At 63.7% G+C, this 24,186-nt stretch carries 20 protein-coding genes; 14 read left to right on the top strand and 6 right to left on the bottom strand.

Going from position 1 to position 24,186, the window contains the following annotated elements:
* The first annotated feature begins 106 nt into the window (after window positions 1-106).
* The 3 genes from FNV92_RS28815 (at window position 107) to FNV92_RS28805 (ending at window position 5,413) form a co-directional block, all read left to right on the top strand.
* A complete protein-coding gene (locus tag FNV92_RS28815) occupies window positions 107-3,571 on the top strand; it encodes an ATP-binding protein (protein ID WP_143843567.1) in 3,465 nt (1,154 codons plus the stop codon).
* Window position 3,572: 1 nt separating this feature from the next.
* Entirely contained in the window at window positions 3,573-4,367 is a 795-nt protein-coding gene (locus FNV92_RS28810) for a protein-L-isoaspartate O-methyltransferase family protein (protein ID WP_143843568.1), read from the top strand.
* Between the two features lie 95 nt (window positions 4,368-4,462).
* Window positions 4,463-5,413, top strand: a complete 951-nt coding sequence (locus FNV92_RS28805) for a DUF6492 family protein (RefSeq protein WP_143843569.1) — start codon at window positions 4,463-4,465, stop codon at window positions 5,411-5,413.
* A gap of 20 nt (window positions 5,414-5,433) precedes the next feature.
* Here the strand turns inward: FNV92_RS28805 and FNV92_RS28800 are convergent, their stop codons facing one another.
* Window positions 5,434-6,501 (bottom strand): endo-1,4-beta-xylanase, encoded by a 1,068-nt coding sequence (locus tag FNV92_RS28800; RefSeq protein WP_143843570.1) that lies wholly within the window; start codon window positions 6,499-6,501, stop codon window positions 5,434-5,436.
* 104 nt (window positions 6,502-6,605) lie between these two features.
* Entirely contained in the window at window positions 6,606-7,691 is a 1,086-nt protein-coding gene (locus tag FNV92_RS28795; RefSeq protein WP_143843571.1) for a glycosyltransferase, read from the bottom strand.
* Between the two features lie 286 nt (window positions 7,692-7,977).
* On the opposite strand from FNV92_RS28795, the gene FNV92_RS28790 reads away from it, so the two are divergent.
* Together FNV92_RS28790 and FNV92_RS28785 are read left to right on the top strand one after the other, a co-directional pair.
* Window positions 7,978-9,414, top strand: a complete 1,437-nt coding sequence (locus FNV92_RS28790; protein ID WP_143843572.1) for a lipopolysaccharide biosynthesis protein — start codon at window positions 7,978-7,980, stop codon at window positions 9,412-9,414.
* A gap of 454 nt (window positions 9,415-9,868) precedes the next feature.
* Complete coding sequence (locus FNV92_RS28785; RefSeq protein WP_168213517.1) at window positions 9,869-10,039, top strand: hypothetical protein; 171 nt, start codon at window positions 9,869-9,871, stop codon at window positions 10,037-10,039.
* Window positions 10,040-10,069: 30 nt separating this feature from the next.
* On the opposite strand, the gene FNV92_RS28780 is transcribed toward FNV92_RS28785, so the two are convergent.
* The 3 genes from FNV92_RS28780 to FNV92_RS28770 form a co-directional block, all read right to left on the bottom strand.
* Window positions 10,070-10,297, bottom strand: coding sequence for a hypothetical protein (locus FNV92_RS28780; protein WP_015688237.1), 228 nt, complete (start codon window positions 10,295-10,297; stop codon window positions 10,070-10,072).
* 54 nt (window positions 10,298-10,351) lie between these two features.
* Window positions 10,352-11,029 carry a Crp/Fnr family transcriptional regulator gene (locus FNV92_RS28775; protein WP_143843573.1) on the bottom strand — a complete coding sequence of 226 codons (678 nt, stop codon included), beginning with the start codon at window positions 11,027-11,029 and terminating at the stop codon, window positions 10,352-10,354.
* 130 nt (window positions 11,030-11,159) lie between these two features.
* Window positions 11,160-11,435, bottom strand: a complete 276-nt coding sequence (locus tag FNV92_RS28770; protein ID WP_143843574.1) for a hypothetical protein — start codon at window positions 11,433-11,435, stop codon at window positions 11,160-11,162.
* Window positions 11,436-12,401: 966 nt separating this feature from the next.
* Between FNV92_RS28770 and FNV92_RS28765 the strand changes: the two genes are divergently transcribed.
* From FNV92_RS28765 to FNV92_RS28725, 9 genes are all read left to right on the top strand, one after another.
* A complete protein-coding gene (locus FNV92_RS28765; RefSeq protein WP_143843576.1) occupies window positions 12,402-13,430 on the top strand; it encodes a fatty acid desaturase in 1,029 nt (342 codons plus the stop codon).
* A gap of 261 nt (window positions 13,431-13,691) precedes the next feature.
* A complete protein-coding gene (locus tag FNV92_RS28760; RefSeq protein ID WP_015688232.1) occupies window positions 13,692-14,924 on the top strand; it encodes a branched-chain amino acid ABC transporter substrate-binding protein in 1,233 nt (410 codons plus the stop codon).
* 114 nt (window positions 14,925-15,038) lie between these two features.
* On the top strand, window positions 15,039-15,986 hold the full coding sequence (locus tag FNV92_RS28755) for a branched-chain amino acid ABC transporter permease (RefSeq protein WP_015688231.1): 948 nt from the start codon (window positions 15,039-15,041) through the stop codon (window positions 15,984-15,986).
* Window positions 15,983-17,275: a branched-chain amino acid ABC transporter permease gene (locus tag FNV92_RS28750; protein ID WP_143843577.1), complete on the top strand. Its 1,293-nt coding sequence runs from the start codon at window positions 15,983-15,985 to the stop codon at window positions 17,273-17,275. Before FNV92_RS28755 ends, FNV92_RS28750 begins: the two co-directional genes overlap by 4 nt.
* Window positions 17,272-18,021 (top strand): ABC transporter ATP-binding protein, encoded by a 750-nt coding sequence (locus tag FNV92_RS28745; RefSeq protein ID WP_143843578.1) that lies wholly within the window; start codon window positions 17,272-17,274, stop codon window positions 18,019-18,021. The genes FNV92_RS28750 and FNV92_RS28745 overlap by 4 nt, the downstream gene beginning before the upstream one ends.
* Complete coding sequence (locus FNV92_RS28740) at window positions 18,021-18,716, top strand: ABC transporter ATP-binding protein (RefSeq protein WP_015688228.1); 696 nt, start codon at window positions 18,021-18,023, stop codon at window positions 18,714-18,716. Before FNV92_RS28745 ends, FNV92_RS28740 begins: the two co-directional genes overlap by 1 nt.
* Before the next feature lie 222 nt (window positions 18,717-18,938).
* On the top strand, window positions 18,939-20,144 hold the full coding sequence (locus FNV92_RS28735; protein ID WP_143843579.1) for an ABC transporter substrate-binding protein: 1,206 nt from the start codon (window positions 18,939-18,941) through the stop codon (window positions 20,142-20,144).
* Window positions 20,145-20,247: 103 nt separating this feature from the next.
* On the top strand, window positions 20,248-21,444 hold the full coding sequence (locus FNV92_RS28730; protein WP_143843580.1) for a CaiB/BaiF CoA transferase family protein: 1,197 nt from the start codon (window positions 20,248-20,250) through the stop codon (window positions 21,442-21,444).
* Between the two features lie 303 nt (window positions 21,445-21,747).
* Window positions 21,748-23,313 (top strand): L,D-transpeptidase, encoded by a 1,566-nt coding sequence (locus FNV92_RS28725; RefSeq protein WP_143843581.1) that lies wholly within the window; start codon window positions 21,748-21,750, stop codon window positions 23,311-23,313.
* Between the two features lie 31 nt (window positions 23,314-23,344).
* Here FNV92_RS28725 and FNV92_RS28720 read toward each other — a convergent pair whose 3' ends face one another.
* Window positions 23,345-24,154: a class I SAM-dependent methyltransferase gene (locus FNV92_RS28720; RefSeq protein WP_143843582.1), complete on the bottom strand. Its 810-nt coding sequence runs from the start codon at window positions 24,152-24,154 to the stop codon at window positions 23,345-23,347.
* Between the last annotated feature and the right edge of the window lie 32 nt (window positions 24,155-24,186).

Raw genomic sequence — 24,186 nt, 5'->3', positions numbered from 1 at the left:
CAAGAGTTAGGGAACGCGTCCAGTCTGAGGTGAAGTTCTGGCCCCAAAATCTGTGGTTGAGGGGCCTAAAGCCCTTCGACGGAGTGATGGGTCGGGCAGAATCACCATGCTGGAGAATGAACCGGGCACGGGGACGGAAGGCGGGCTGAATCGCTGGCTCGAAGGCGTCGGTCTTGGTCACTATACCGATCTCTTCGCGCAGCACCGCCTCGATCTCGATGTCATGGCGGACCTGACCGAGCCCGATCTGGTCGAGCTCGGATTGCCGCTGGGCGATCGCAAGCGGCTGCAGCGGGCCATGGCCGCGCTGTTCCAGGCCGAGACTGCGGAGAAGCCCGAACCGGCGGCACGCCCGCAACCGCGGACGGAGGTCGGCGCCGAACGGCGTCAGCTCACCACCATGTTCTGCGACATGGTCGACTCCACCTCGCTCTCGGTGCAGTTCGATCCGGAAGACGTGCGCGACATGATCGCGAGCTTTCGCGAGACCTGCGTCCGGGTGGTGAAGCATTATGAAGGGTTTGCCGCGCGCTTCGTCGGCGACGGCATCCTCGTCTATTTCGGCTATCCGACCGCGCATGAGGACGACGCCGAGCGCGCGGTGCGCGCCGGGCTCGAGATCGTGCGGGTGCTGTCGACCGCGCGCGCGATCGAGCCGCGCGGCGCGCTGAGCCACGCACCAGCCGTCCGTATCGGCATTGCGACCGGCCTCGTCGTGGTCGGGGACCTCGTCGGACAGGGCACCGAGGAGCGCGATTCCGCGGTTGGGGAAACCGTCAATCTGGCCGCGCGCCTTCAGAGTCTGGCGCCGCCCAATGGCGTCGTGATCTCCGCGTCGACGCAGTCGCTGCTGAAAGGGAAGTTCGACTACCGCAATCTCGGTGCCCATGCGCTGAAGGGCATCTCTGAGAAGGCGCAGGCCTGGCACGTGATGCGGGCATCGCGGGTGGAGACCCGCTTCGCCGCCGCCATGGGCGGGCGGTTGACGCCGCTGGTCAATCGCGAGGAAGAGATCGCACTGCTGATGGGGCGCTGGCAGCAGGTCAAGGACGGCGACGGCCAGGTCGTGGTCAAGTTCGGCGAGCCCGGTATCGGCAAGTCGCGCATCATCCAGGAGATCTTCGAGCGGATCTCGGGAGATCGGCATGGGCAAATCTCGTTCCAGTGCTCGCCCTACTACACCTCCACGGCGTTCTATCCGTTCTCCGAGCAGCTCAAATTTTCGCTCGGCCTCGATCGCGAGGACACGTCCGCGTTGTCGCTGGCCGGCCTGGAGACCGCGATCGCCGCCGCCCATGGTAATATCGAGCAGGTCACGCCGCTGTTCGCCGCGCTGTTGTCGATCCCGACCGGAGATCGCTATCCACCGCTCGACATGTCGCCGCAGCAGCAGAAGGATGCGACCGTCGTGGCGCTGGTCGATCACTTCCTCGGCCTTGCGCGCGAGATGCCGCTGGTGATCGCGTTCGAGGATCTGCACTGGATCGACCCAACCTCCCGCGAGGTGATCGATCTCCTGGTCGACCGGGTGCAGAACCGGCCGATCCTGGTCGTCATGACCGCGCGATCCGAGTTCCAGCCGAGCTGGAGCGCGCACTCGCATATCACCACGCTGGTGCTGAACCGCCTGAGCCGGCAACTGCGCACGACGCTGGTCGAGCGCGTCGCGGGCCGCGAGCTTCCCAAGGAGGTCGTGGAGGAGATCATCGTCAAGACCGACGGGGTGCCGCTGTTCCTGGAGGAATTGACCAAGACCGTTCTCGAATCCAACCTGCTGACCGAGCGGCATGGGCGGTACGTGCTGTCGGGCCCGTGGCGGCAACTCGCGATCCCGGCGACGCTGACGGATTCCCTGATGGCGCGGCTGGACCGGATGGGACCGTTCAAGCGCATCGCGCAGATCGGCGCTACCATCGGCCGCGAGTTCTCCTATGAGACGCTACACGCCGTCGCGAACACGCCGGCGGAGCAGATCGAGGCCGCGCTCGATCATCTGGAAGAGGCGGGGCTGATCATGCGGCGCGGCCATCCGCCCGACGCGCTGTATTCCTTCAAGCACGTGATGATCCAGAACGCCGCGCATGACAGCCTGCTGCACAGCGAGCGGCGCAAGCTGCATTCGCGGATCGCGCAGTTGCTCGCCGAGATGTATCCGGAGAAGACCGAGCGCGAACCGGAGCTGCTCGCCCATCACCTCACCGAATCCGGCCAGAGCGAGGGCGCCGCGAGCTTCTGGCTCAAGGCCGGCAAGCAGGCGGCCAGGAGCGGCGCCAATCTGGAGGCGATCGGCCATCTGCACCGGGGCTTGAGCGTCGTGCAGGCCAATGCGCGCATGCAGGGCGCCGACGAGATCGAGCTCGAGCTGCGCATTGCGCTCGGCAACGCGCTGATCGCAGCCAAGGGCTATGCGGTGCAGGAGGTCGAGGAGAACTACATGCGCGCGCTCGAGCTTGGCCAGCAGCTCGACGACGATGAAAAGGCCTTCGCCGCCACCCGCGGGCTCTGGGTCTGCCATTTCATCCGCGCCGACCTGACCCGCGCGCACGATCTCAGCGTCGAGCTGTTGAAGTTCGCCAAGCGCGAGCGGCTGAACGAGCGAACGCAGCCGGCGCAGCAGACCGGCTACCTGATCGAGGCGCACCGCTCCATCGCGATGACCATGCTCTATCGCGGGCGCTTTGCTGCCGCACAACATCACCTCCACCGTTGCATCAATCTCTACAGCCCCGACCTGCACTCCGATCTGATGGAGCGGCACGGCACCGATCCCGGTGTCGTCTCGCTGTCCTATCTCGGCTATCTCCTGTGGTTCCTCGGCCGGCCTGACGCGGCGCGCCAGCACAGCGAGCAGGCGATTTTGCATGCGGAGAGGATTCGCCATCCCTTCTCGCTCGCTTTCGCGCTGGTCTTCGGCGCCTATCTCTGCCAGCACCTGCGCGATATCGAGGGCACGCGCGACTATGCCAACCGCGCCATGATCATCGCCACCGAGCACAATTTCCTGCACTGGAAGCAGCAGGCCGCGATCCTGCGCGGCTGGGCGCTGACGCAGTTAGGCGAGGCCGATGAAGGCATCAGCCAGATGCGCCTCGGCCTCGACGAATACGAGGCGATGGATTCCTGGCTTGCCGGCTGCTGGTTCCGCTGCCTGCTCGCGGAAGCCTATGCCAAGGTCGGGATGCGCGATGCCGCCTTGCGCGCGCTGGATGGCGCGCTCGCGACCGCGAGAAGGACCGGTGATCATTCCTATCTTGCCGAAGTGTACCGTCTGCAGGGCGAGATCACGCTGTCGGACGGCGATCCCGCATCCGCGCAGGAGGCCGAGGACCTGTTCGCCCTGTCGCTCGAGACCGCGCGCAGGCAGGGCGCGCTGTCCTGGGAGCTTCGCACCGCCGTCAGCCTCGCACGCCTGTCGCATGTGACAGGCAAGCGTGAGCACGCAAGCCTCCTGCTCGTGCCGATCGTCGCCAAATTCAGCGAAGGCTTTTACACGTCGGACCTGAAACAGGCGATGGAGCTGGTCAACGAACTCGGTGCGAGCGCGCCCGTTCGCGAACAGGCCGCTCCCTGACATGAGCGGTGCCGCCGCCGCGCGTGCGCGCTACGTCGCGCTGATTGCCAGGCGGGAGCGGATTTCCTCGCCGCGCCTGCTGGCGGCGCTCGGTGCCGTGCCGCGCGAGGACTTTTTGGCGAAGGGTCCTTGGCGCATCAAGAGCGAGGCGGCGCGCAGCTACCGGCTGACGCCTGACGCCGATCCGGTTCATCTCTACGACAACGTGCTGGTCGCGATCGACGCGCGCCGCAAGCTCGACACCGGGCTGCCGAGCCTGTGGGCGCATTTCGTCGATCTGCTCGACGTCGGAGAGAAGGACCGCGTGGTCCAGATCGGCTGCGGGCTCGGCTATTTCTCGGCGGTGCTGTCGAAGATCGTGGGTCCCAGGGGCAGGGTGCACGCCATCGAATGCGATGGGCGGCTCGCCGCTCGCGCCGCGACCAACCTTCGCGCCTATGGCAATGTCGAGGTCGTGCACGGTGACGGATGCCGGCATCTCGGCGAACCGGCCGACGTGATCATCGTGCATGCCGGCTTCTCGCAGCCGCATCCGCTCTGGCTCCAGTCGCTCCGCCCGCGTGGCCGCCTTCTGGTGCCGCTGACCCAGCGCGACCGCGAAGGCGCCGCGCTCAAGATCACGCGCAAGGGCAAGGTGTTCGAGGCCGAAGCGGTGCAGCAGATCCGGATCTTTCCCGGCAGGGGCCGCGGTAAGACCGCGCTGGATGACCGCGTCGCCGACTGGTGGCAGCGCGCCTCCGCCCTGGCGCCGCTGCGTTTTCGCGGAATAGAGCAGGGGCTGCCGTCGGATGGCTAATGCTTTGATTCATTTTACCTTGATTCAGATTGTGAGTTTCCGGCGTCACCCGGCGCTTGTATGAGTGCTGGGTCATGGCCATTTGAGCACGCATTATGCATTCCGTTGCCCTGCTGACAGCAAGCTACGCCAAGGATATCGAACGGTTTTCGCTGCTCAGCGAGAGCATCGACACCTGGCTGACGGGATATACGCGGCATTATGTTCTCGTTAACGATGAGGACGTGCCGCTATTCGCACCGTTCGCGTCCGACAAGCGCGTCATCGTTCCGGCCTCGTATTATCTGCCGAAATGGCTGTTCGCGGTGCCGCCGGCGCTCCAGTTCATGAGCAGCCGCCGGGTCTGGCTGTCGCTGCTGTCGTCGCCCGTCCACGGCTGGCACATCCAGCAGATCCTCAAGATCGCCGGCGTCCTCAATGCGCCGGAGCAGCGTGTCTGCATCCTGGACTCTGACAATCTGTTCTTCCGCGAATTCGACGTCAGCCGATATGCCGGTGCCGAGAAGACGCCGCTGTTCGTCACCCGCAAGGACATCGACGCCGATCACCCCTTGCATGTGCTGTGGCTCCACACCGTCGATCAGCTTCTAGGCATCAAGGATCGCTCCTTCCCCGCTGACGACTATGTCGGCAACGCGCTGGTCTGGGACAAGGACACCGCGCGCGCGATGACCGACGCCATCAAGTCGGCGACGGGATCGAACTGGGTTCTGGCGCTGTGCCGCAAGAAGAAGTTTTCCGAATATCTGCTCTACGGTCACTTCGTCGCCAATTCGCCGAAGCATCTGGCCGCCCATCGGGTGACGGAAGACAGCATCGCGGTCTCGCACTGGGACGATACGCGTCTCGACCGTCCTGCGATCGAGGCGTTGATGCGTGCCGCTTCGCCCGAGCAGGTCGCGCTCTGCATCCAGTCCTATTCGTCGACCTCGATCGACGACATCCGCGACGTCTTCCGGCTGAATTCGCGCGACCGGCGCGGCCCGAGCCTTTCTCCCGATCACATCGGGGACGTGGCCGAGTTCGAGACGCCGAAGACGCGCTAGAGCTGGACTAAAGCCGCAGCTCAAGCATCCCTGGTGAACTTGCTGATGACGTCCATGAACGGCTTCGGCTTGAACTCGCCGTCGAGCGGCAGCGGGCGGTTCGGCTGCTTGTCCGCGCGGGCGAAGGTGCCGTTGATCCAGCTGTAGCGATCCGAAAGGCCCCAGGTCAGGATCGAGCGAACCGGTCCGCTGGTCGAAACCGCCGTCAGCAGATCGTTGACGCGCTTGGCGACGATGGCGTCGCGCTCCGCCGGACTGCCCGCCAGCTTCTGGTCGTCGACGTCGAGCTCGGTGACGAGGACGTCGAGGCCCCAGGAGCGCAACTCGGTGACGAATTCGGCCAGCCCATGCGTGTCGATCTCGAGCTCGGCATGCAGATGCGATTGCAGTCCCACGGCGTGCAATGGCACGCCCCGGTCGAGCAGGTCCATGATGAGATTGCGGTAGGCCGCGCGCTTGGCGATGAACGAGTCCTTTGCCGACTCGATGTCGTATTCATTGATCGCGAGCTTGACGAAGGGATCGGCCGCGGCCGCCGTGCGGAAGGCCAGCGGAATCCAGTTGCTGCCCAGGTGCTGGGTCCAGAACGTGTCGCGCCGGTCGGTGATCTTCTTGGGATTGTCCGGGATCGGTTCGTTGACGACGTCCCACGACGTCAGCTTGTCCTTGTAGTAGGAGACGACCGTGCCGATGTGGTCGACATAGGCGCGCTCGACGCCCTTAGTATCCTTGATCTGCTTGGTCCAGTCCGGAATGTCGTGATACCAGGCGAGCGTGTGGCCGCGCATCGTCAGATCGTTGTCCCGCGCGAAATCCAGGATGGCGTCGGCGCGCTCGAAGTTGAACGTGTGCGCGTTCGGCCGCAGCATCGGCCATTTCAGCTCGAGCACCGGCACTACCTGCGTGCAATAGGTGCTGATGGCTTCGCCGAGCCTGGGGTCGGCCTGCAGGTCCCAGAGCGTGGCTGCGGCACCAAAACCCGGACGGCGCTGGGCAAGTTTCGACGCTGGCACCGCAGACGCCGATGCGCTCGCCGCAAGCGTTGCGGCGCCGCCGATCAGAAATTCGCGTCTGTCGAGCTTGACCAATTTGGGACGTTCCTTTGGGAGGCAACACGCCAATGTACCAAGCGTCGCGTTGCGACGCCGGTGTTTCCCGTGGTTGGGTTAACCGTTGCCCGCGGCGTCGCGCATCAACGCGCGTGAGGCTGCATCACGGCTTCCGCGATCTCGCAATAGTGAAGCGCGCCCTTTTCGAGCGTCAGATTGTCCATCACATAATCGCGAGGTGCGAAGTCGCCTGCGCCGACATGCGACCAGAAGCCGTTCCAGCCGGCGGCGAAGCCATCCACATCGGTGAAGGTCATGCCGCAGCGGGCGTCGAAATAGGGAACCGATGACACGCCGCCTTCATATCTCACCTTGTCCGGAAAATACTGGGGGTCCTGCCACGGCCCGCCACGGTCCCAGGCGAACACGGGGACGCCGCTCGACAATGCCTGCTGGCAGGCGATGCCCTGGCTCTCATGCTCGCAGAGGAAGATCATGCTGCGGCTGCGCGCCAGCGCCGCCTTGTAGTCGTCTTCCTTGTAGTGGCCGTAGCGGATCACCTCGACCGTGCGGCCGCTTGCTGCAAGATGTCTGCGGATCGGCTCGATCAACTCGGTCTCGTAGCGCGCGTGGTCCCAGCGCACCTTGTCGTAGAGCAGCACGTCGACGCTCTTTTGTTCTGCAGGCGCGGGCGGCCACAAATCCGTCTCGATGCCGACCGGCCAGGCCTCGACATGGGGCCAATAGGGCCGGCACATGTCGGCATACCAGGTGCAAGGCACCAGGATGGCCCTGACGTCGAGATCTTTCAGGCTGTCCAGTGCCTCGATCGGATGGTCGTACATGGCCACTCCGAGCAGGAGCGGGTTCTTCCATGCGAACCAGTCGAGCACGAAGGGGCGCCCGATGATGCAGGCGAGTTCCTCTGGATGCTTGCGGATATGGCCGTAATCGTTGACCCGGTAGCGGACGCCGATCCTGTCGAGCCCGGCGCAGAGATTGAGGAACACGCGCCTCTGACCGCTGATCCAAGACCTGCCGAGCAGCACGCGTCGCAGCAGCGGCCGGATGTAGCGGTCGCCCGGAAACCAGCGGTCGTCCCGCTCCTCGAAGAACAGGTTGAGCATCATCCGCTCGCCGCCGCCTGTGGCCGTCGGAACCAGGGAAGCTTCGGTGCCGCCGCGCGGCAGCGAGGCCAAGTTTGCCTCAATTCGCTCGGCAACATCCATGTCAGTCAATTCCAGGCACCGGAAAACGTCGGACGACGTTTAAAATCATGGTTTCTTTTCTGTGATCGCGCCATGCCGTGCAAGGAAAGGGCAAATTTAACACTAACGCGCGAAATCCCCCGGCTGGTCCCGTTCGCGGCCCGATTTGCAGACTTATGTGACACTCTTCGGGGATGCTGCGCCGCAGTCCGATTGCCAAGCCCCTGATCGTCAAGGCCACCGATCGTCAAGCCAAGCTCCAACTGATGAACGGCCGCGACAGTCGCGCCGCCGGTCCCGTGTCCGCATGCTGAACCGACATTTTTCGATCTATCTCGTCGCCTATATCCTGCCTGCGGCGGTGGGCTTCTTCGCGGTCACGGCGTACACGCGTCTGCTGACGCCGGCGGAGTACGGCGTCTATGTCGTCGGCATCAGCCTTGCCGGCATTCTGGGCGCGATCTTCTTCGCCTGGATCAAGCTGTCGGTGTCGCGTTATCAGGCGATGTCGGCGGAGGTGGATTTTCGCGGTACGGCGATGGTCGCCTTCGGGCTCACGGCTGCGGTCCTCTGTGCCACCACGCCGCTGGTCTTCCTGTTCCGCAGCGATGTCAGCGTCGAGCTGCTGCTCGCCAGCATGTTCGTCGCGATCATGGCCAATGCGGTCGATGTCGGCCAGGAGTTCGAGCGCGCCAAATTGCGGCCTTATCGGTTTGCCGCGATCTCGATCGTGCGCAGCGTGGCGAGCGTCGGCTTCGGCCTGCTCGGCATCTGGCTCGGCTGGGGTGGATTGGGGCTGCTCGCTGCGTTCGGTCTCGGCTCGCTCACCGGCATCGTCCTCAACCTCGTCGGCGATCGCACCAGGATCGCACGCTTCGAGCGCAGCCAGTTCATGCAGTTGGCGCGCTATGGCCTGCCCCTGACGCTGGCCGGCTTGTCCGTCGCGGTCTATTCGGCCTGCGATCGGCTGATCGTCGCTTATCTGCTCGGCAAGGATGCCGCCGGCATCTTTGGTGTGGCCGCCGACCTGCCGCGCCAGTTCATGGTCATGATCGCGTCCAGCGTCGCCGCGGCGACCGTGCCCCTGGTGTTCCGGTCATTGTCGGAGAAGAACAACGAGACGACGCGGCAGCGGCTGACTGAAAGCCTCGAGCTGCTGCTCGTCGTCGTTGCGCCGGTCGCGGTGTGGCTCGCGCTTGCGGCGGACCAGGTTGCGGGCACCCTCGTCGGTATCGACTTCCGCGCCGGCGTGTCGGCGCTGCTGCCGACCCTGGTGCTGGCCCGGCTGTTCGGCATCGCCAATCAGTTCTATGTGCAGATCAGCTTTCAGCTCGCCGAACGGCCCTTCATGCTGGCGGCGCAATCCTTCCTCACGCTCGTCGTCAGCGTGGTCCTGATGTTCGCACTGGTCGCCGGCTACGACCTCTACGGCGCGGCGCTTGCGACGCTCGCGACCGAGGCGATCGGCTTCGTCGTCGCCGTCGCCCTGATGAGGCGCGCCCATCCCGTGCCGTTCGATTTCAATCGGCTCGCCGGCGTCGCGGTTTCGGCCGCAGCGATGGCAGGCGCCATCCTCGTTGCGCGATCGCAGGTCAACGGCACCGGCATCGTCTCGCTCATCGTCGTCAGCCTCGCGGGCGGACTCGCTTATGTCGCCGCGGCGTGGCTCCTCAACGTCGCGAATGTGCGGACGCTCTCGCTGCGCTTCCTGCGGACGTTCAACCGCAAGGCGCTGGGCGTCTAGCCGCCTTCTGCCGCCACCCGCATGGCAATGTCGGCGGCACGGTCCCGGGCACCGACAGTCTGGCCTGCCCGGCGGAGTGAGCAATATTGACCAGAAATGTCCGGTCTGACGGCACATAATGTGTTTATCACCGTCCCTTATCGGTATCTATCGGTGACTGAGAGCGTGGTAGGGCTCCCGCCCGTGATCAGGGTGCATCGCATGCAGTTGCAATATTCCCACCCATTCGGTCCGCCACTGACGCCAGTCCAGCGAACCCATTGTCCCGACTGCGGCGAACGCCTGAGCCGGACGAGAAGCTCGAGCCTCTCCGCATTTGACGTCGGTGCGTTCGCGTGTGCCGGCTGTCATCCCGTCCATACCGCCGCAGGCGAGACAGACCCGATGAAATCCACCGCCGTTCTCTGGCTCGCGAGTCACGATCTCAGGCCGCCGGCCTGAACGAGTGCCCCGAATGGAAAATCTGGAAGAATTCGTCCACCGCGAAAACCTGAGAATCTTCAGGAGGCAGCTCGAACTGGCGAAAGACGACGTCAGACGGCAATGGCTCACGAAGCGTCTCGCCGAGGAAGAGGCGAAAGGCTCGGTCGCGACCGGATTGGCGACGAGCGTTCAATCGTCGTGAAAGAGGACGACCGCGCGCAGGGCGCGGCGACTATTGCAGCGGGGATCTCGTCCTGGTCGCAGCGTCGTAGATCAGGACCTGCAACATGGGAAACCTGCCCAAAAGCTCGGCGCCGGCTTTTCGAGCGGCATCGGCGTCGTCGTAATGCGTCTTGAAGTGACCGTCGACCACCAGCGAGAAGCCGCTGGTCGGCGCGATGTCAGCCCTTTGGATGATTCTCGGTTCAATCTCGTCTGCGGTTATAAGCGGCTTTTTCATCGGTACCTTCATTTCATTGCAGGAGGCGGCTCGAGGCGCTTGCCCAAAACTGTCTCAGTCGTCCCTCACGATCTCGGGTTTGTCATACAAGACCGCGTTCAGGAGAGAATTGTGAACCTCGATCTTGCCGTTGTAGCTAATGAATCCGAGCTTGCGAAACTTGTTCATGAAGAAGCTGACCCGGGATCGGGTTGTCCCGATCATCTCGGCGAGCGTCTCCTGGCTGATCTGCACCGCAATCGGCTGAGGGGCGCCTTCCTTGCCGAAATTGGCCAGCAGCAGGAGCAGACGCGCAAGCCGCTTCTCGCTGGAATTGAACAACTGGTCGATCAGGTCTTCTTCAATGCGGCTGTTTCGGCTGAGAAGATAACCCATGAACAACTCGGAAAACTTTGGTTCGCTCTTGAGCGCGTCGAGCATCGCGGATTTCGCGATGGCCGTGACCACACATTGCTCCATCGCCACCGTTGTTGAAATCCGCAGCGGATGCCCGTTCAGGCAACCTTCGCCGAAGAATTGCCCGGGCTCCATGATTCCGACCACCGCTTCCTTGCCTTGCTCGGAGACGACGAGAACCTTGATCTTCCCCTTCTGGATATAGAAAACGGCATCCGCAGCGTCGCCTTGTGAAAACACGACCTGGTTCTTGTCGAATTGCAATATGGCTTTGCCGTCGCCGACCTTGGCGAGAAAGATCTTTGGATCAAACGTGTTTTTCGGCGCTTTTGGCATGAAGGCCTGATGTGGGGATCCTATTGCAGTTTAGCAGGGCCGGTGCCGGGCGCGTTAGGCAAATCTTGTCTGCCGTTTGTGGTCCAAGCCCCCTTTCGGAACTATTTCGGGCTCGCCGGGCCGTCTTCGCTCAATGCCGCACGATGGTCTGATCCCGATCTTTCATCAGTGCGGCATCCAGTTCCGTTTGGCTGATCGAAAACGACTGGATTCCCGGTCGGGAGGCCGACGTTGCGGGCGTCTGAAATAGCGTTGCGACGCGCCGGTAGGCGATCCTCGACAGCCCTTCAATCTGCTCGTCGTCGACAACGACGACATATTCGCCGGCGGGTTGAACGCCATCGAGATTACAAAGTGTAAAGGCGTTGGCGAATGAAACGGTCGTTCGTGTTGTTCTGATGGTCAAGGCTAAGTCTCCTGGACGAGCCCGCATTGGCGGCCGCCGCGCCATGTGGCAATCCGGCTCATTTCCGGTCGTGAGCGCCGTCAATCAACCTATCGGTTGGGTGGCTTCTCGGCAGAGCAAGATTGATCAAGTCTGTGAGATGAGAGCTGGCAACAGCGGCGAGTGGGGCGGGCTCAGATGATTGGCGTCTGGGCCGTTTTGCCCATCACGTGCCATCACTCAGGGTCTATTGTGATGAGCGGCAGAAGTTCCTCTGTCTGCATCTGAGAGCGCGAAAATGAACGATCCCAAGGCGTGCGCGCACCGCCTCCCTTAGGGCTCTGCTCGGAACGACGTCGCGGGGGTCGCTTGATGATGGCGACCGGATATGTTGCCTGGTCATGATATCCGTTGATGGCGGCCCCGGTTCGCACCCCCGTGCTGGGACCGCTTCCAGATCTTGGCCTATTTGGCCCAGATCACAGGATCGCCGGCAGGTTGTCCGCAAACGTGGCCGCAGCCGGAGCATTCGAAGATGCGCAGGTCTGGAGCGTTGCAGCTTGATCCGATGCGAACCAGCATCATGCGGCGTTGGCACGCGGGGCAGAGTGGCCGGGGGATCGGGATCAGTGTCGGTTCCGGACGAGCATAGACATTGGACATGTGAAGCTCCTGTCCATATGGCGGGGTATGCTGTACCAGAAGCCGCCGATGGCAGCCGATTCGCCGGCTGCGACGGCGTGAGCATGCCGCGAACCGGCGTCAGCCACTGTTCATTATAGCTCATACTCGGGAAAATTTGCTTGCGGTTCGGGACATGCGGAGGTGAATGCTGGACCTTGGACTGTGCAATATTGCTCAGCAAGACGTCCTCGCACGGCTCATTATGAGAGTGCGTGGGGAGCGCGACCTCAGAGCCTCTGCCGAAGGCGTCCATGTGCAAGGACCATGCTTTCCTGGGCGGGCAAATTCAGGAGCCTGCCAGATATGACCCAAAACACGCCGGATATCCGCGCATTGGCGCAGCTGCTCGCCCGCTATCGCGAGCCCGATAGCGCTCGCGGCGTCCTCGAACTCGTAATCACTGCGGTGCCGTTCCTGGCCATCTGGGCTCTGGCTTGGCATGCCTTTGACAGCGGTTACTGGCTTGGCTTGTTGCTCGAGGTCCCGGCAGCCGGCTTGCTCGTCCGCCTCTTCATGATCCAGCACGATTGCGGACACGGCTCGTTCTTCCGCAGCCGGTTCGTGAACGATTGGGTCGGACGCGCCATCGGCGTCGTGACGCTGACGCCCTATGATTACTGGCGGCACAACCATGCACATCATCATGCGGGCTCCGGCAATCTCGATCACAGAGGTCTTGGCGACATCGATACATTGACCCTGCGCGAGTTTCACACACAGTCGCGATGGCGCCGGATGCTCTATCGTCTCTATCGGCATCCCCTGGTCATGTTTGGCGTCGGTCCCACCTACCTGTTCATCTTGAAGCATCGATTGCCGGTGGGGATGATGCGTGGCGGCTGGAAGCCCTGGCTGAGCACAATGGGCACCAATGCCGGGATCGCGATTTTCGTCGCCGGGGCGATGTGGCTGGTCGGATACGGTCCGTTCCTGCTTGTGCATCTGCCGATCGTGGTCCTGGCGGCGTCGATCGGCGTCTGGCTGTTCTACGTCCAGCATCAGTTCGAGGACACGTACTGGTCCCACGGTGAAGACTGGAGCTTCCACGAATCTGCGCTGCATGGCAGTTCCCATTATCATTTGCCGGGCGTGTTGCGGTGGTTCACGGCGAATATCGGCATCCACCACATCCATCATTTATCCAGCCGGATTCCCTGCTATCGATTGCCGGACGTGTTGCGTGACCATCCGCAGCTTGCGAACATCGGACGAATGACGCTGCTGCAGAGTTTGAAGTCCGTGCCGCTGGTTTTGTGGGATGAGGAGCGGCTGCAGCTCGTCTCCTTTGCCGAAGCGCGCGCTCGGGTCCACGCCCGATCCGTCGGGACCTGACGCCCGCCCGTATCCTGGTAAGAGGCCAGTGCGATCCGGCCTGCGATCCATTTCTCAATGCGGAAATTCCTGCAAAAGAGCGGAAATTCTTGCAAAAGAGATGGGCAGTCGCCTTTACATTTTGCCGTAGCGGCGGCCGGAGCCATGTCATGTTGAGCTTGTCAATCAAAGCTCGTTCTGCTCATTAGGGGTCTGAAATTGCGCTGCAATATGCGCATGCACTATCGACTAAAGTCGAAATCCAGCGAGGAAACAAGAACAATGCGCAAGCTCACTTTGGCCATTGCCGTGATCGCCCCGATGCTCGGTCATGCCGCGTCGGCCGAGGATACCATCAAGATCGGCTATATCGATCCGCTCTCCGGCGGCGGCGCCAGCGTCGGCGAAGGTGGCCTGAAGACATTCCAGTATCTGGCCGACGAGCTCAACGCCAAGGGCGGCATCCTCGGCAAGAAGATCGAGATCATCGGTCTCGACAACAAGACCAATCCGCAGGAGAGCCTGGTGCAGGCCCAGAAGGCGATCGACGCCGGGGTTCACTACATCACGCAAGGCAACGGCTCGTCCGTCGGCGCCGCGCTCTCGGACTTCGTCACCAAGAACAATTCGCGCAATCCCGGCAAGGAAGTGCTGTACTTCAACTACGCCGCGGTCGATCCGAGCCTGACCAACGAGAAGTGCAGCTATTGGCATTTCCGTTGGGATGCGAGCTCCGACATCAAGATGGAAGCGCTCACCAACTACGTGAAGGACGTGCCTTCGGTCAAAAAGGTGTACCTGATCAACCAGGACTATTCGTTCGGCCAGTCGGTGCGATCAGACGCGCGCAAGATGCTGGGTGCCAAGCGGCCCGACATCCAGATCGTCGGCGACGAACTGCATCCGCTGCTGAAGGTCACCGACTTCTCGCCCTACATCGCCAAGATCAAGGCGTCCGGCGCCGACAGCGTCATCACCGGCAATTGGGGCCAGGACATCGCGCTGCTGCTCAAGGCCGCCGCCGATGCCGGGCTGAAGGTCAACTGGTACACCTATTATGCCGGCGGCGCCGGCGGTCCGACCGCGATCAAGCAGACCGGCCTCGACCACCAAGTCTTCCAGATCACCGAAGGTTTTGCCAATTCCGGTAACCAGACCGCGATGGACTTCGAGAAGGCGTTCCGCGCCAAGGTCGGTATCTCGCTGTGGTATCCGCGTGCGGTCAACGAGATGCGGATGTTCAAGGCGGCGGCCGAGAAGGCCAACTCGATCGATCCGGTGAAGGTCGCAGCTGCGCTCGAAGACCTGAAGTTCGAGGTTCTCGACGGTGGCCAGGGCATCATGCGCAAGGATGACCACCAGTTCTTCCAGCCGATCTACATCTCCTCCTTCGGCAAGCTCGCCGCCAACGAGCCGTTCGACGAGGAGAACACCGGTTGGGGCTGGCATCTGGTCTCCAAGGTCGACACGCCGCAGGCCATGGTGTCCACGACCTGCAAGATGGCGCGGCCGTAATCGCTGAGCTCGTCGTTCTCCCGCGGCCGTCATGGGCTGCGGGAGGGTGACGGCCGGACGACGTTTGATCGGATTCACCGGGACCGCCGGGCCCCGGCCAGAGACGAGTGCACTGTGCTTGAACTGATTGTCATTTCGACCCTGAACGGCGTGCTGTTCGGCATGCTGCTCTTTCTGCTGTCGAGCGGGCTCACCGTCATCTTCAGCATGATGGGCGTGCTCAATTTCGCCCATGCCAGCTTCTACATGCTCGGCGCCTTCTTCGGCTTCCAGCTCACCAAATGGATCGGTTTCTGGCCCGCGCTGGTGCTGGCGCCGCTGCTGGTCGGCGCCATCGGCATGGCGGTGGAGCGCTACGGGCTGCGTAACACCCACAAGCACGGCCATGTCGCGGAGTTGCTGCTGACCTTTGGTCTTGCCTTTGCGATCGAAGAAATCGTGTCGATGATCTGGGGGAAGAGCCCGGTCGACTACCGCGTGCCGGCGCTGCTCGACTTCCCGGCCTTCACGATCTTCTCGACCAACTATCCCGCCTACAAGATCTTCATGCTGGCCGTGTCGGTCGTGATCTTCGTGGCGCTGCTGCTCGTGCTCAAGCGCACCCGCGTCGGCCTGATCGTGCAGGCGGCGCTGACGCATCCCCACATGGTCGGGCATCTCGGCCACAATGTCGGGCGCGTCTTCATGGCGGTGTTCGGCGTAGGCAGTGCGCTGGCCGGCCTTGCCGGCGTCATTGCCGGTCCCGCTCTGGTGACGCAGTCCGACATGGCCGCATCGCTTGGACCCATTCTGTTCGTCGTCATCGTGTTCGGCGGCCTCGGCTCCTTGCCCGGCGCCTTCATCGCCTCGCTCGTCATCGGGCTGGTGCAGACGTTCGCGGTGGCGCTCGATGGCTCGCTGGCCAGCGCATTCGGCCCGCTCGATCCGTCGTCGGGACCGTCCGTTCTCACCGACATCTGGAACGTCACGATCGCGCAGGTCGCGCCGATCGTTCCCTATATGCTGCTGGTGCTCATTCTGATCGTTCGCCCCCTGGGCCTGATGGGGACGCGCGAGTCATGACGACTGCAACGACTTCGACATCGAACATGACGGGCAAGCCCGCTGGCGACGGCCTGCGCTTCTACGGCGTATGGCTGATCGGCGTGATCGCCCTGATCGTCCTGCCGATGATCTTCTCCTCCGGCGGCTCGCTGACGTCCTTCAGCCTGATCGGCATCGCGATCGTCTTCGCGCTGTCCTACAACATCCTGCTCGGCCAGACCGGCCTCTTGTCGTTCGGCCACGCCGTTCACTACGGCCTGGGCGGCTTCGCGGCCTGCCACATGATGAATGCGGTGGTGTCGCACGGCTGGCCGATCCCGCTGCCGTTCATTCCACTGTTCGGCGGGCTCGGCGGCCTGGTCTTCGCTATGATCATCGGCTGGGTCATGACCAAGCGCGCCGGCACCGTGTTCGCGATGATCTCGCTCGGCATCGGCGAGCTGGTGGCGTCGTCCTCGCTGATCCTGCGCTCGGTGTTCGGCGGCGAAGCCGGCATCACCACGGACCGCACCGCGCTGCCGAAGATGTTCGGCTGGTCGTTCGGGCCGCAGCTCCAGGTGTACTATCTGATTGCGTTCTGGCTGGTGCTGGCGGCGATCGCGATGTACGCGCTGACGCGGACGCCGCTCGGGCGCATCAGCAACGCGGTCCGCGACAATCCGGAGCGCGTCCAGTTCATCGGCTACGATCCCCATGTGGTCCGCTATCTCGCCTTCTGCTTTGCCGGCTTCTTTGCCGGCATTGCCGGCGGATTGGCCGCGATCAATTTCGAGATCGCCAACTCCGCCTATCTCGGCGCGATCCAGTCCGGCCTCGTGCTGTTCTCCACCTTCATCGGCGGCACCGCCTATTTCTTCGGCCCCATCCTCGGCGCGATCCTGGTGACGTATCTGCAGCTCGGCCTGACCAGCGTCACCAGCGTCTGGCAGCTCTATTTCGGCATCATCTTCATCGGCATCGTGATGTTCTCGCCCGGCGGCATTGCCGGCCTGTTGATGATGCACCGGCCGCTGGTTCGCGCCGGGACGCTGTGGACTGTGATCCCGTCCTATTTCGTCGCCGTCGTGCCGACCGTGGCCCTCGCATGCGGCGTCATCCTGACCATCGAGACGGTTGCGCGCTATTCCGGCGGGGAGGCCATCAACCTGTTCGGCATTGCCTTCAATCCGAAATCACCGATGACGTGGCTCAGTGCTGCGGTTCTGGTCTTCGGCGGCGCGTTCCTCGCGCGGCTCACCTGGCGGCGGATCGCCGATGCGTGGGATCGTGCGGCTACGGTTGCTCGCGACCGGGGGTATCTCGCATGACCGCAGCGATCGAAGTCCGCGCCGTCGAGAAGCGCTTCGGCAATGTCAGCATCATTCGCGATCTCAATCTCAGCGTCGCCAAAGGCGAGCGGCACGCCATCATCGGTCCGAACGGCGCGGGAAAATCCACGACGTTCAATCTGATCAGCGGCCATATCAAGCCGACCTCGGGCGAGGTGAAGCTCAACGGCGACGTCATCTCCGGCCTGCAGCCGTTCGAGATCAACCGGCGTGGCCTGTCGCGCTCGTTCCAGGTCACCAACGTGTTTGCCCGCATGTCGGTGTGGGAGAACGTGCGTTGCGCCGTGCTCTGGGCCACCGGACATCGCTATGCCTTCTGGAAGAACGTCGACAGCCTGCCCGAGGTACGCGAGCGCACCGCGCAGATCCTGGACGACATCCATCTGACGCACCGGCGCGATGTCCCGGCCGGTCTCTTGACCTACGCCGAGCAGCGCGAGCTCGAGATCGGCATCACCATCGCCAGCGGCGCCACCGTCGTCCTGCTAGACGAGCCGACCGCCGGCATGAGCAATGCGGAGACCGAGCGCGCCATGGCGCTGATCCGGCGGCTGACCGAGGGCAAGACCCTCGTCATCGTCGAGCACGACATGAGCGTCGTGTTCGGCCTTGCCGACCGCATCTCGGTGCTGGTCTACGGCCACATCATCGCCTCGGGCACGCCGGAAGAAATCCGGCGCGATCCGAAGGTCAAGGAAGCCTATCTCGGCGAGGAAGCGCACTGATGCTCGAGGTCAGGGATCTCCACGCCTATTACGGCAAGAGCCACATCCTGCAGGGCGTCGACCTCGACGTCGCCGCCGGCGAGGTCGTGAGCCTGCTCGGCCGCAACGGCGTCGGCCGCTCCACCACGGTCAAGGCGATCATGGGCGAGGTCGCGCCGCAGGGCACGATCCGCTTCAAGGGCAAGGACATCGTCGGCCTGCCGAGCTACAAGATCGCGCGCCTCGGGCTCGGCTATGTGCCGGAGCATCGCGACATCTTCCCGAGCCTGACGGTTCGCCAAAATCTTCTGCTCGGCGTCAAGGACACACGCCGTCCCGGCAAATGGCGGCTTCAGGACATGCTCGACATGTTCCCTAATCTCGCGGCGCGCGCCGACACCGCGGCGGGCGTGCTGTCCGGCGGCGAGAAGCAGATGCTCACCACCTGCCGCACGCTGATGGGCGATCCTGACCTGATCATGATCGACGAGCCGACCGAAGGTCTGGCGCCGCTGATCGTGCAGCAGGTCGGCGATCTCATCGCACGCATCGCGCAGGCCGGCGTTGCCATTCTGCTGGTAGAGCAGAAGCTGTCGATCGCGATGCGGATCTCCAAGCGCGTCTACATCATGGGCCACGGCCGCGTCGTGTTCGAGGGCACGCCGGACGAGCTCAAGGCGAATGCCGCCGTGCGGCAGGAATGGCTCGAGGTCTGACCTTTCCTTCAGGCGGCGGGCTCGCAGAATAGAACGGCTGCAAGCTGCGCATACGCACCTGAATTCTTCGCTACATCTCCCGCGCCCTATTCGGGCTATCGTCGCAATCGCCGACATCGCGATCGATGCGGCCGATGATAACCAAGAACAGAAGCAGAGGACGTTGGCGACGGCCTTTCGGGCCCGCGTCGATGCGCTCTGCCAGGGAAGGAGATGCCGGGCATGCCTGGAAAACAACTGGTCCGTGGAGCTGTTGCTCTGGTCGCAGTCCTGAGCGGCGTTTCGGCCGCGATGGCCGGAAACTACGACACCGGCGCGACCGATACATCCATCAAGCTTGGGCAGACCATGCCCTATTCGGGGCCGGCCTCGGCCTATTCGGCGATCGGCCGCGCCGAGATCGCCTATTTCAAGATGCTCAACGACAAGGGCGGCATCAACGGCCGCAAGGTCGAGCTGCTCAGCATGGACGATGCCTATTCGCCGGCAAAGACGGTGGAGCAGGTGCGGCGCCTCGCCGAGAGCGACGAGGTCTTTGCGATGTTCTCGATGCTCGGCACCGGCCCGAACATCGCCGCGCAAAAATACCTCAACGCCAAGAAGATCCCGCAGCTGTTCCCGTCGAGCGGCGCCAGCCGCTGGAACGATCCGCAGCATTTTCCGTGGACCACCGGTTCGCAGCCGACCTACCGGACCGAAGGCCGCATCTACGCCAAGTGGATTCTGGCCAACAAGCCGGACGCCAAGATCGCCGTCATCACGCCGAATGAGGATCCCGGGCGCGACTATCTCGCGGGCTTCAAGGAAGGTCTGGGGAAGCACGTCAGCCAGATCGTGGCGGAGGCCACCTACGAGACCTCCGATCCGACCGTGGACTCCCAGATCGTCAAGTTCAAGGCCGCCGGCGCCGACGTTGTCTTCAACGAATGCACGCCGAAATTCGCGGCGCAGGCGATCAAGAAGATCGCGGAGCTCGGCTGGAAGCCGCAGATCATCCTGCCGGCCGTCTCGAACTCCGTCGGTTCCGTGCTGACGCCGGCCGGCCTCGACAATGCCGTCGGCATCGTCACCGGAGCCTTCCAAAAGGACCCCGGCGATCCACGCTGGGAGAACGATCCCGGCATGAAGGCCTGGCGCGAATGGATGAAGACCTACAATTCGGGCGCTGATCCCGCCGACATCTTCAACGTCACCGGCTACACCATGGCGCAGATGATGGAACTGGTGCTGCAGCGCGCCGGCAACGATCTGACGCGGGCGAACTTGATGAAGCAGACGCAGTCCTTCAAGGACGTCGAGCTGCCGATGCTGCTGCCGGGCATCCGGCTCAACACCTCGGCCGAGCAGGTCACGCCGATCCGCCAGCTGCAGATGGCGCGCTTCAACGGCAAGTCATGGGAGCTGTTCGGCGATGTGATCGGCGAATAGGATCGATACATCATGACAGGCGGGCAGGGTGCGGACCTTGCCCGCTTGTCCTGCCCGCTTGCAATTGCCCGCCTTGTTCGCTTGCTCCAGCCCGAGTGAAGACATGACGACACCGACCGGTCCCCTCAGTGGCATCCGCGTGCTCGATCTGACGAGCGTGCTGTTCGGTCCCTATGCCGCGCAGATGCTCGGCGACTGGGGTGCCGACGTCATCAAGATCGAGCCGCCCGCCGGCGACACCTGGCGCTACACCGGCGTGTTTCGAAACCGCGGCATGAGCGGCCAGTTCATGGCGGTCAACCGCAACAAGCGCAGCCTCGCGCTCGATCTCAAGCATCCGGACGGCAAGGCGGCGCTGGCGAGGCTGATTCCGACGGTCGATGCCCTCGTCACCAATGTCCGGCCGGCCGCGATGGCGCGCCTCGGTTTCGGTTATGAGGCCTGCGCGAAGCTCAATCCGCGGCTGGTCTACGCCGCGGCGACCGGCTTCGGCCAGGACGGCCCGTGGGCCTCGCGTCCCGCCTTCGACGAGATCATCCAGGCCGCCTCGGGTATCGCGTCGTCGATCGGATCGGACGAGGAACCGGCGTTCGTCCCGAGCCTGATCGGCGACAAGATCTGTGCGATGGCGATGGTCGGCGCGGTCTCTGCCGCCTTGTTCCGGCGCGAGCGCACCGGGCAGGGCCAGATGGTCGAAGTGCCGATGCTGGAAACCATCGCCGGCTTCAACAGCATCGAGATGCTGGGCGGGCACGCGTTCGATCCGCCGATCGGCCCGACCGGCTATAAGCGGATGAAGAACCGGCGCCCGGTCAAGACCAAGGATGGCTGGCTGACCATGCTGCCCTATTCGGGCGACAATTGGTGCGCCTTCTTCGAGGCCGTTGGCCGCCCCGAATTGAGCGACGAACTCGGCGTGCGCGATCCCGTGCTGCGCTCGCAGAACATCGACAAGATCTACGACCGCATGAGCGAGATCGGGCCGACCCGCACCACCGCGGAATGGGAGGAATTGCTGCTGCGGCTGGACGTCCCGCACACGGCATTCGCCAAGCTCACCGAGATCGGCGAGCAGCCGCATCTCGCCGCCGTCGGTCTGTTTGCGGATATCGATCATCCCACCGAAGGCCGGATCAGGCAGGCGCGCCCCGCGACGAAATTCTCGGAAAGCCCGGCCGGCCTCCATCGCATGGCGCCGCGCCTCGGCGAGCATTCGCGCGAGGTGCTGCGGGAGGCCGGCTTGAGCGATGCGGAAATCCAAGCAGCGATCGACAGCAAGGCGGTCGGCGTCGCGTCGTAAGCTGTTCAGGAACCGGTCACACAATTCTCTGTGATGGCCGTCACATCGCGCTGCCCAAAGCACGGGCCTGACACGCCGTTCATTGTACCAGCGGACATTGTGCCGCAGCGATTCGTGACCAGCCTCGGGCCAGCCTCGGCCTCACGCCACCTTCCGCCTGTGCGAGCCCTCGTATATGAGAGATTTGCCGCCTGACAGGTCCGAATCTTGCCGGATACGGAACGCAAGGTGGCTGCGATTTCTTAATCCAAAGATCGCAATCTGACGAGATTGGCGCGGACTGGTATCGGACCGGGGTATGGCATGAAAGACCTGATGACGACGGCGCAATCCACCCCGGCGATGCGGCGTTGGCGGCCTTCCGGACTCGTGGCGCTCATAACGGTCGCCGCCCTGACGGCGCTGACCGGCAGTGCCGAGGCGGCCAAGCAGGCGCGCCAGCCGGCCGAGGCGGTGGCGCCGCGCGAAGCCGGCGAGCCGATCATGGCGATCGTGTCGATCAAGAGCCAGCAGGTCACCTTCTACGACGCCGACGGCTGGATCCTGCGCGCCCCGGTGTCGACCGGCACCACGGGGCGCGAGACGCCGGCTGGCGTCTTCGCCATCGTCGAGAAGGACAAGGACCACCGTTCGACCATGTATGACGATGCCTGGATGCCGAACATGCAGCGCATCACCTGGAACGGCATCGCGCTGCATGGCGGCCCGCTGCCCGGCTATGCCGCCTCGCACGGCTGCGTGCGCATGCCCTTCAACTTCGCCGAGGGCCTGTTCGACAAGACCAACATCGGGATGCGCGTGATCATCTCGCCGAATGATGCGGCTCCGATCGATTTCACCCATCCCTCGCTTTTCGTGCCGAAGCGGGAGGCCATCGCGGCCGTGCCGGGCCGGGCCGACAAGCTCTCCGCTGAAGCCGAGGAGGCGACCCAGGCTGCCGCCGAGGCCAAGAAGGCTGCGGCAGCGGCCGTGAAGGAGGCGGCGTCGCTTCCTGCATCCCTGCGCAAGCTGGAACAGCAGAAGGCCAAGGCCGATTCCGAGCTCGCCTTCGCCGACAAGAAGATCGCTGCCGCCAAGACCGATCAGGCGCGTGCGCAGGCCGAGGAGCTGAAGCAGAAGGTCGCCACCAAGGCTGCCGACGCTGCGTCGGCGCTCGATGCCGCCAAGGCCGCTGCGCAGCCGAAGCGCGACGCCGTGGCGGCGACGAAGGAAGCCGCCAAGGTCGCGGCGACCCGGAAGGCCGAGGCCGTGACGGCTGCGACCGACGCCAAGCTCGCGCTCGAGCCGGTCTCGGTCTATATCAGCCGCGCGACGCAGAAGCTCTACGTGCGGCGGAACACGCACAAGCCGGCGCCGGACGGCGGCGGCGAGGTGTTCGACACCAGCATCGAGGTTCCCGTCACCATCCGCAATCCCGACCAGCCGCTCGGCACGCATATCTTCACCGCGATGGCGAAGAACGATACCGGCCTGCGCTGGAGCGTGGTCACGATCGAGAACGGCGATGACGCCAAGGATGCGCTCGATCGCATCACTATCCCGCAGGACGTGTGGGATCGCATCGGCCCGACCGCGTTGCCGCGCTCGTCGATCGTCATCTCGGACGAGCCGTTGAGCGCCGAAACCAACTACCGCACCGAGTTCGTGGCGGTGCTGAGCAATCAACCGCAGGGTGGCTTCATCACCCGCAAGCCGACCGCGCCGCCGCCGATGGAAATGGCGAGCGACGACGGCTGGGGCAATGGCGGCAACGGTTTCGGCTTCTTCTTCCAGCAGCGCGACCCGAACCCGCAGCCGGTCAATCCGCGACGCCGCGGCCAGTATCAGTATTACCAGCCGGCGCAGCCGATGCAGCGGAGCTTCTGGTAAGTTGCGCGGGAGCTGAAGCTCCTCGCGACTTCTACCGTGCCTCGATCACCACAGCCTGAATCTTGCCTTCGACCGGTCCGGACCCATGGCGTGTCCGGATCGCCTCGGCAACGATGTCGGTTGCAGCCTGCAGCTTGCTGGCATCCCTTGCCTCGATCTCGTTGCGCAACGGTGTGCCCTGGCAGAGAGCGATCGCGACATATTCGGCCGACGGCGCGTGGCTGATGTCGGATCGCGTTTCGATCGCGATGTCACGGAAGCCGGCACGTTCGAGGTCGGATCTGATGACGTCCCCGTCGTAATAGCCGTGCGGTGTCCGGATCATGAAACGCGGCGGATCGTCGGGAAACATCGTGCCGAGCGCCATGGTCGCCTCGTGCGTCAGCACATTGTCCTCGATCCGGTCCCAGACGTTGAACACGAACGTGCCGCCCGGCTTCAGGACGCGCTTCACCTCGCCATAGGCCTTGACGCGGTCCGGAAAGAACATCGCGCCGAACTGGCAGCACACCACGTCGAACTCGGCGTCGCCGAAGGGCAGGGCCATGCCATCCGCCTGGCGCCAGGTGATGCGGTCGTCGTCCGCCTGACGTTGGGCTGCGATCGCGAGCATCGGCTCGTTGAGGTCGGTCGCGACATAGCGGATGCCGCCCGGCAGCGCCGCCGCCACGGCGCGGGTCACTGCACCGGTGCCCGCGGCGATCTCGAGCAGCGCCGACGGCGAGAGCGCGGCGACGCGCCTTGCGATGTCGTCCGCATAAACGGCGAAGATCATCGGGACCAGATACTCGTCGTAAAGCTTTGGGATGGAACCTGCAAAAACCTTGTCAGTGCTGGACATGATGGCCTCGCTGAAGGTTCAGACACGAGGCT

Origin of the sequence: Bradyrhizobium cosmicum, assembly GCF_007290395.2 — a bacterium.
Lineage (GTDB): Bacteria > Pseudomonadota > Alphaproteobacteria > Rhizobiales > Xanthobacteraceae > Bradyrhizobium > Bradyrhizobium cosmicum.
The sequence above is the reverse complement of the archived record's forward strand: the minus strand, read 5'-3'. Positions and strand labels throughout refer to the sequence as shown.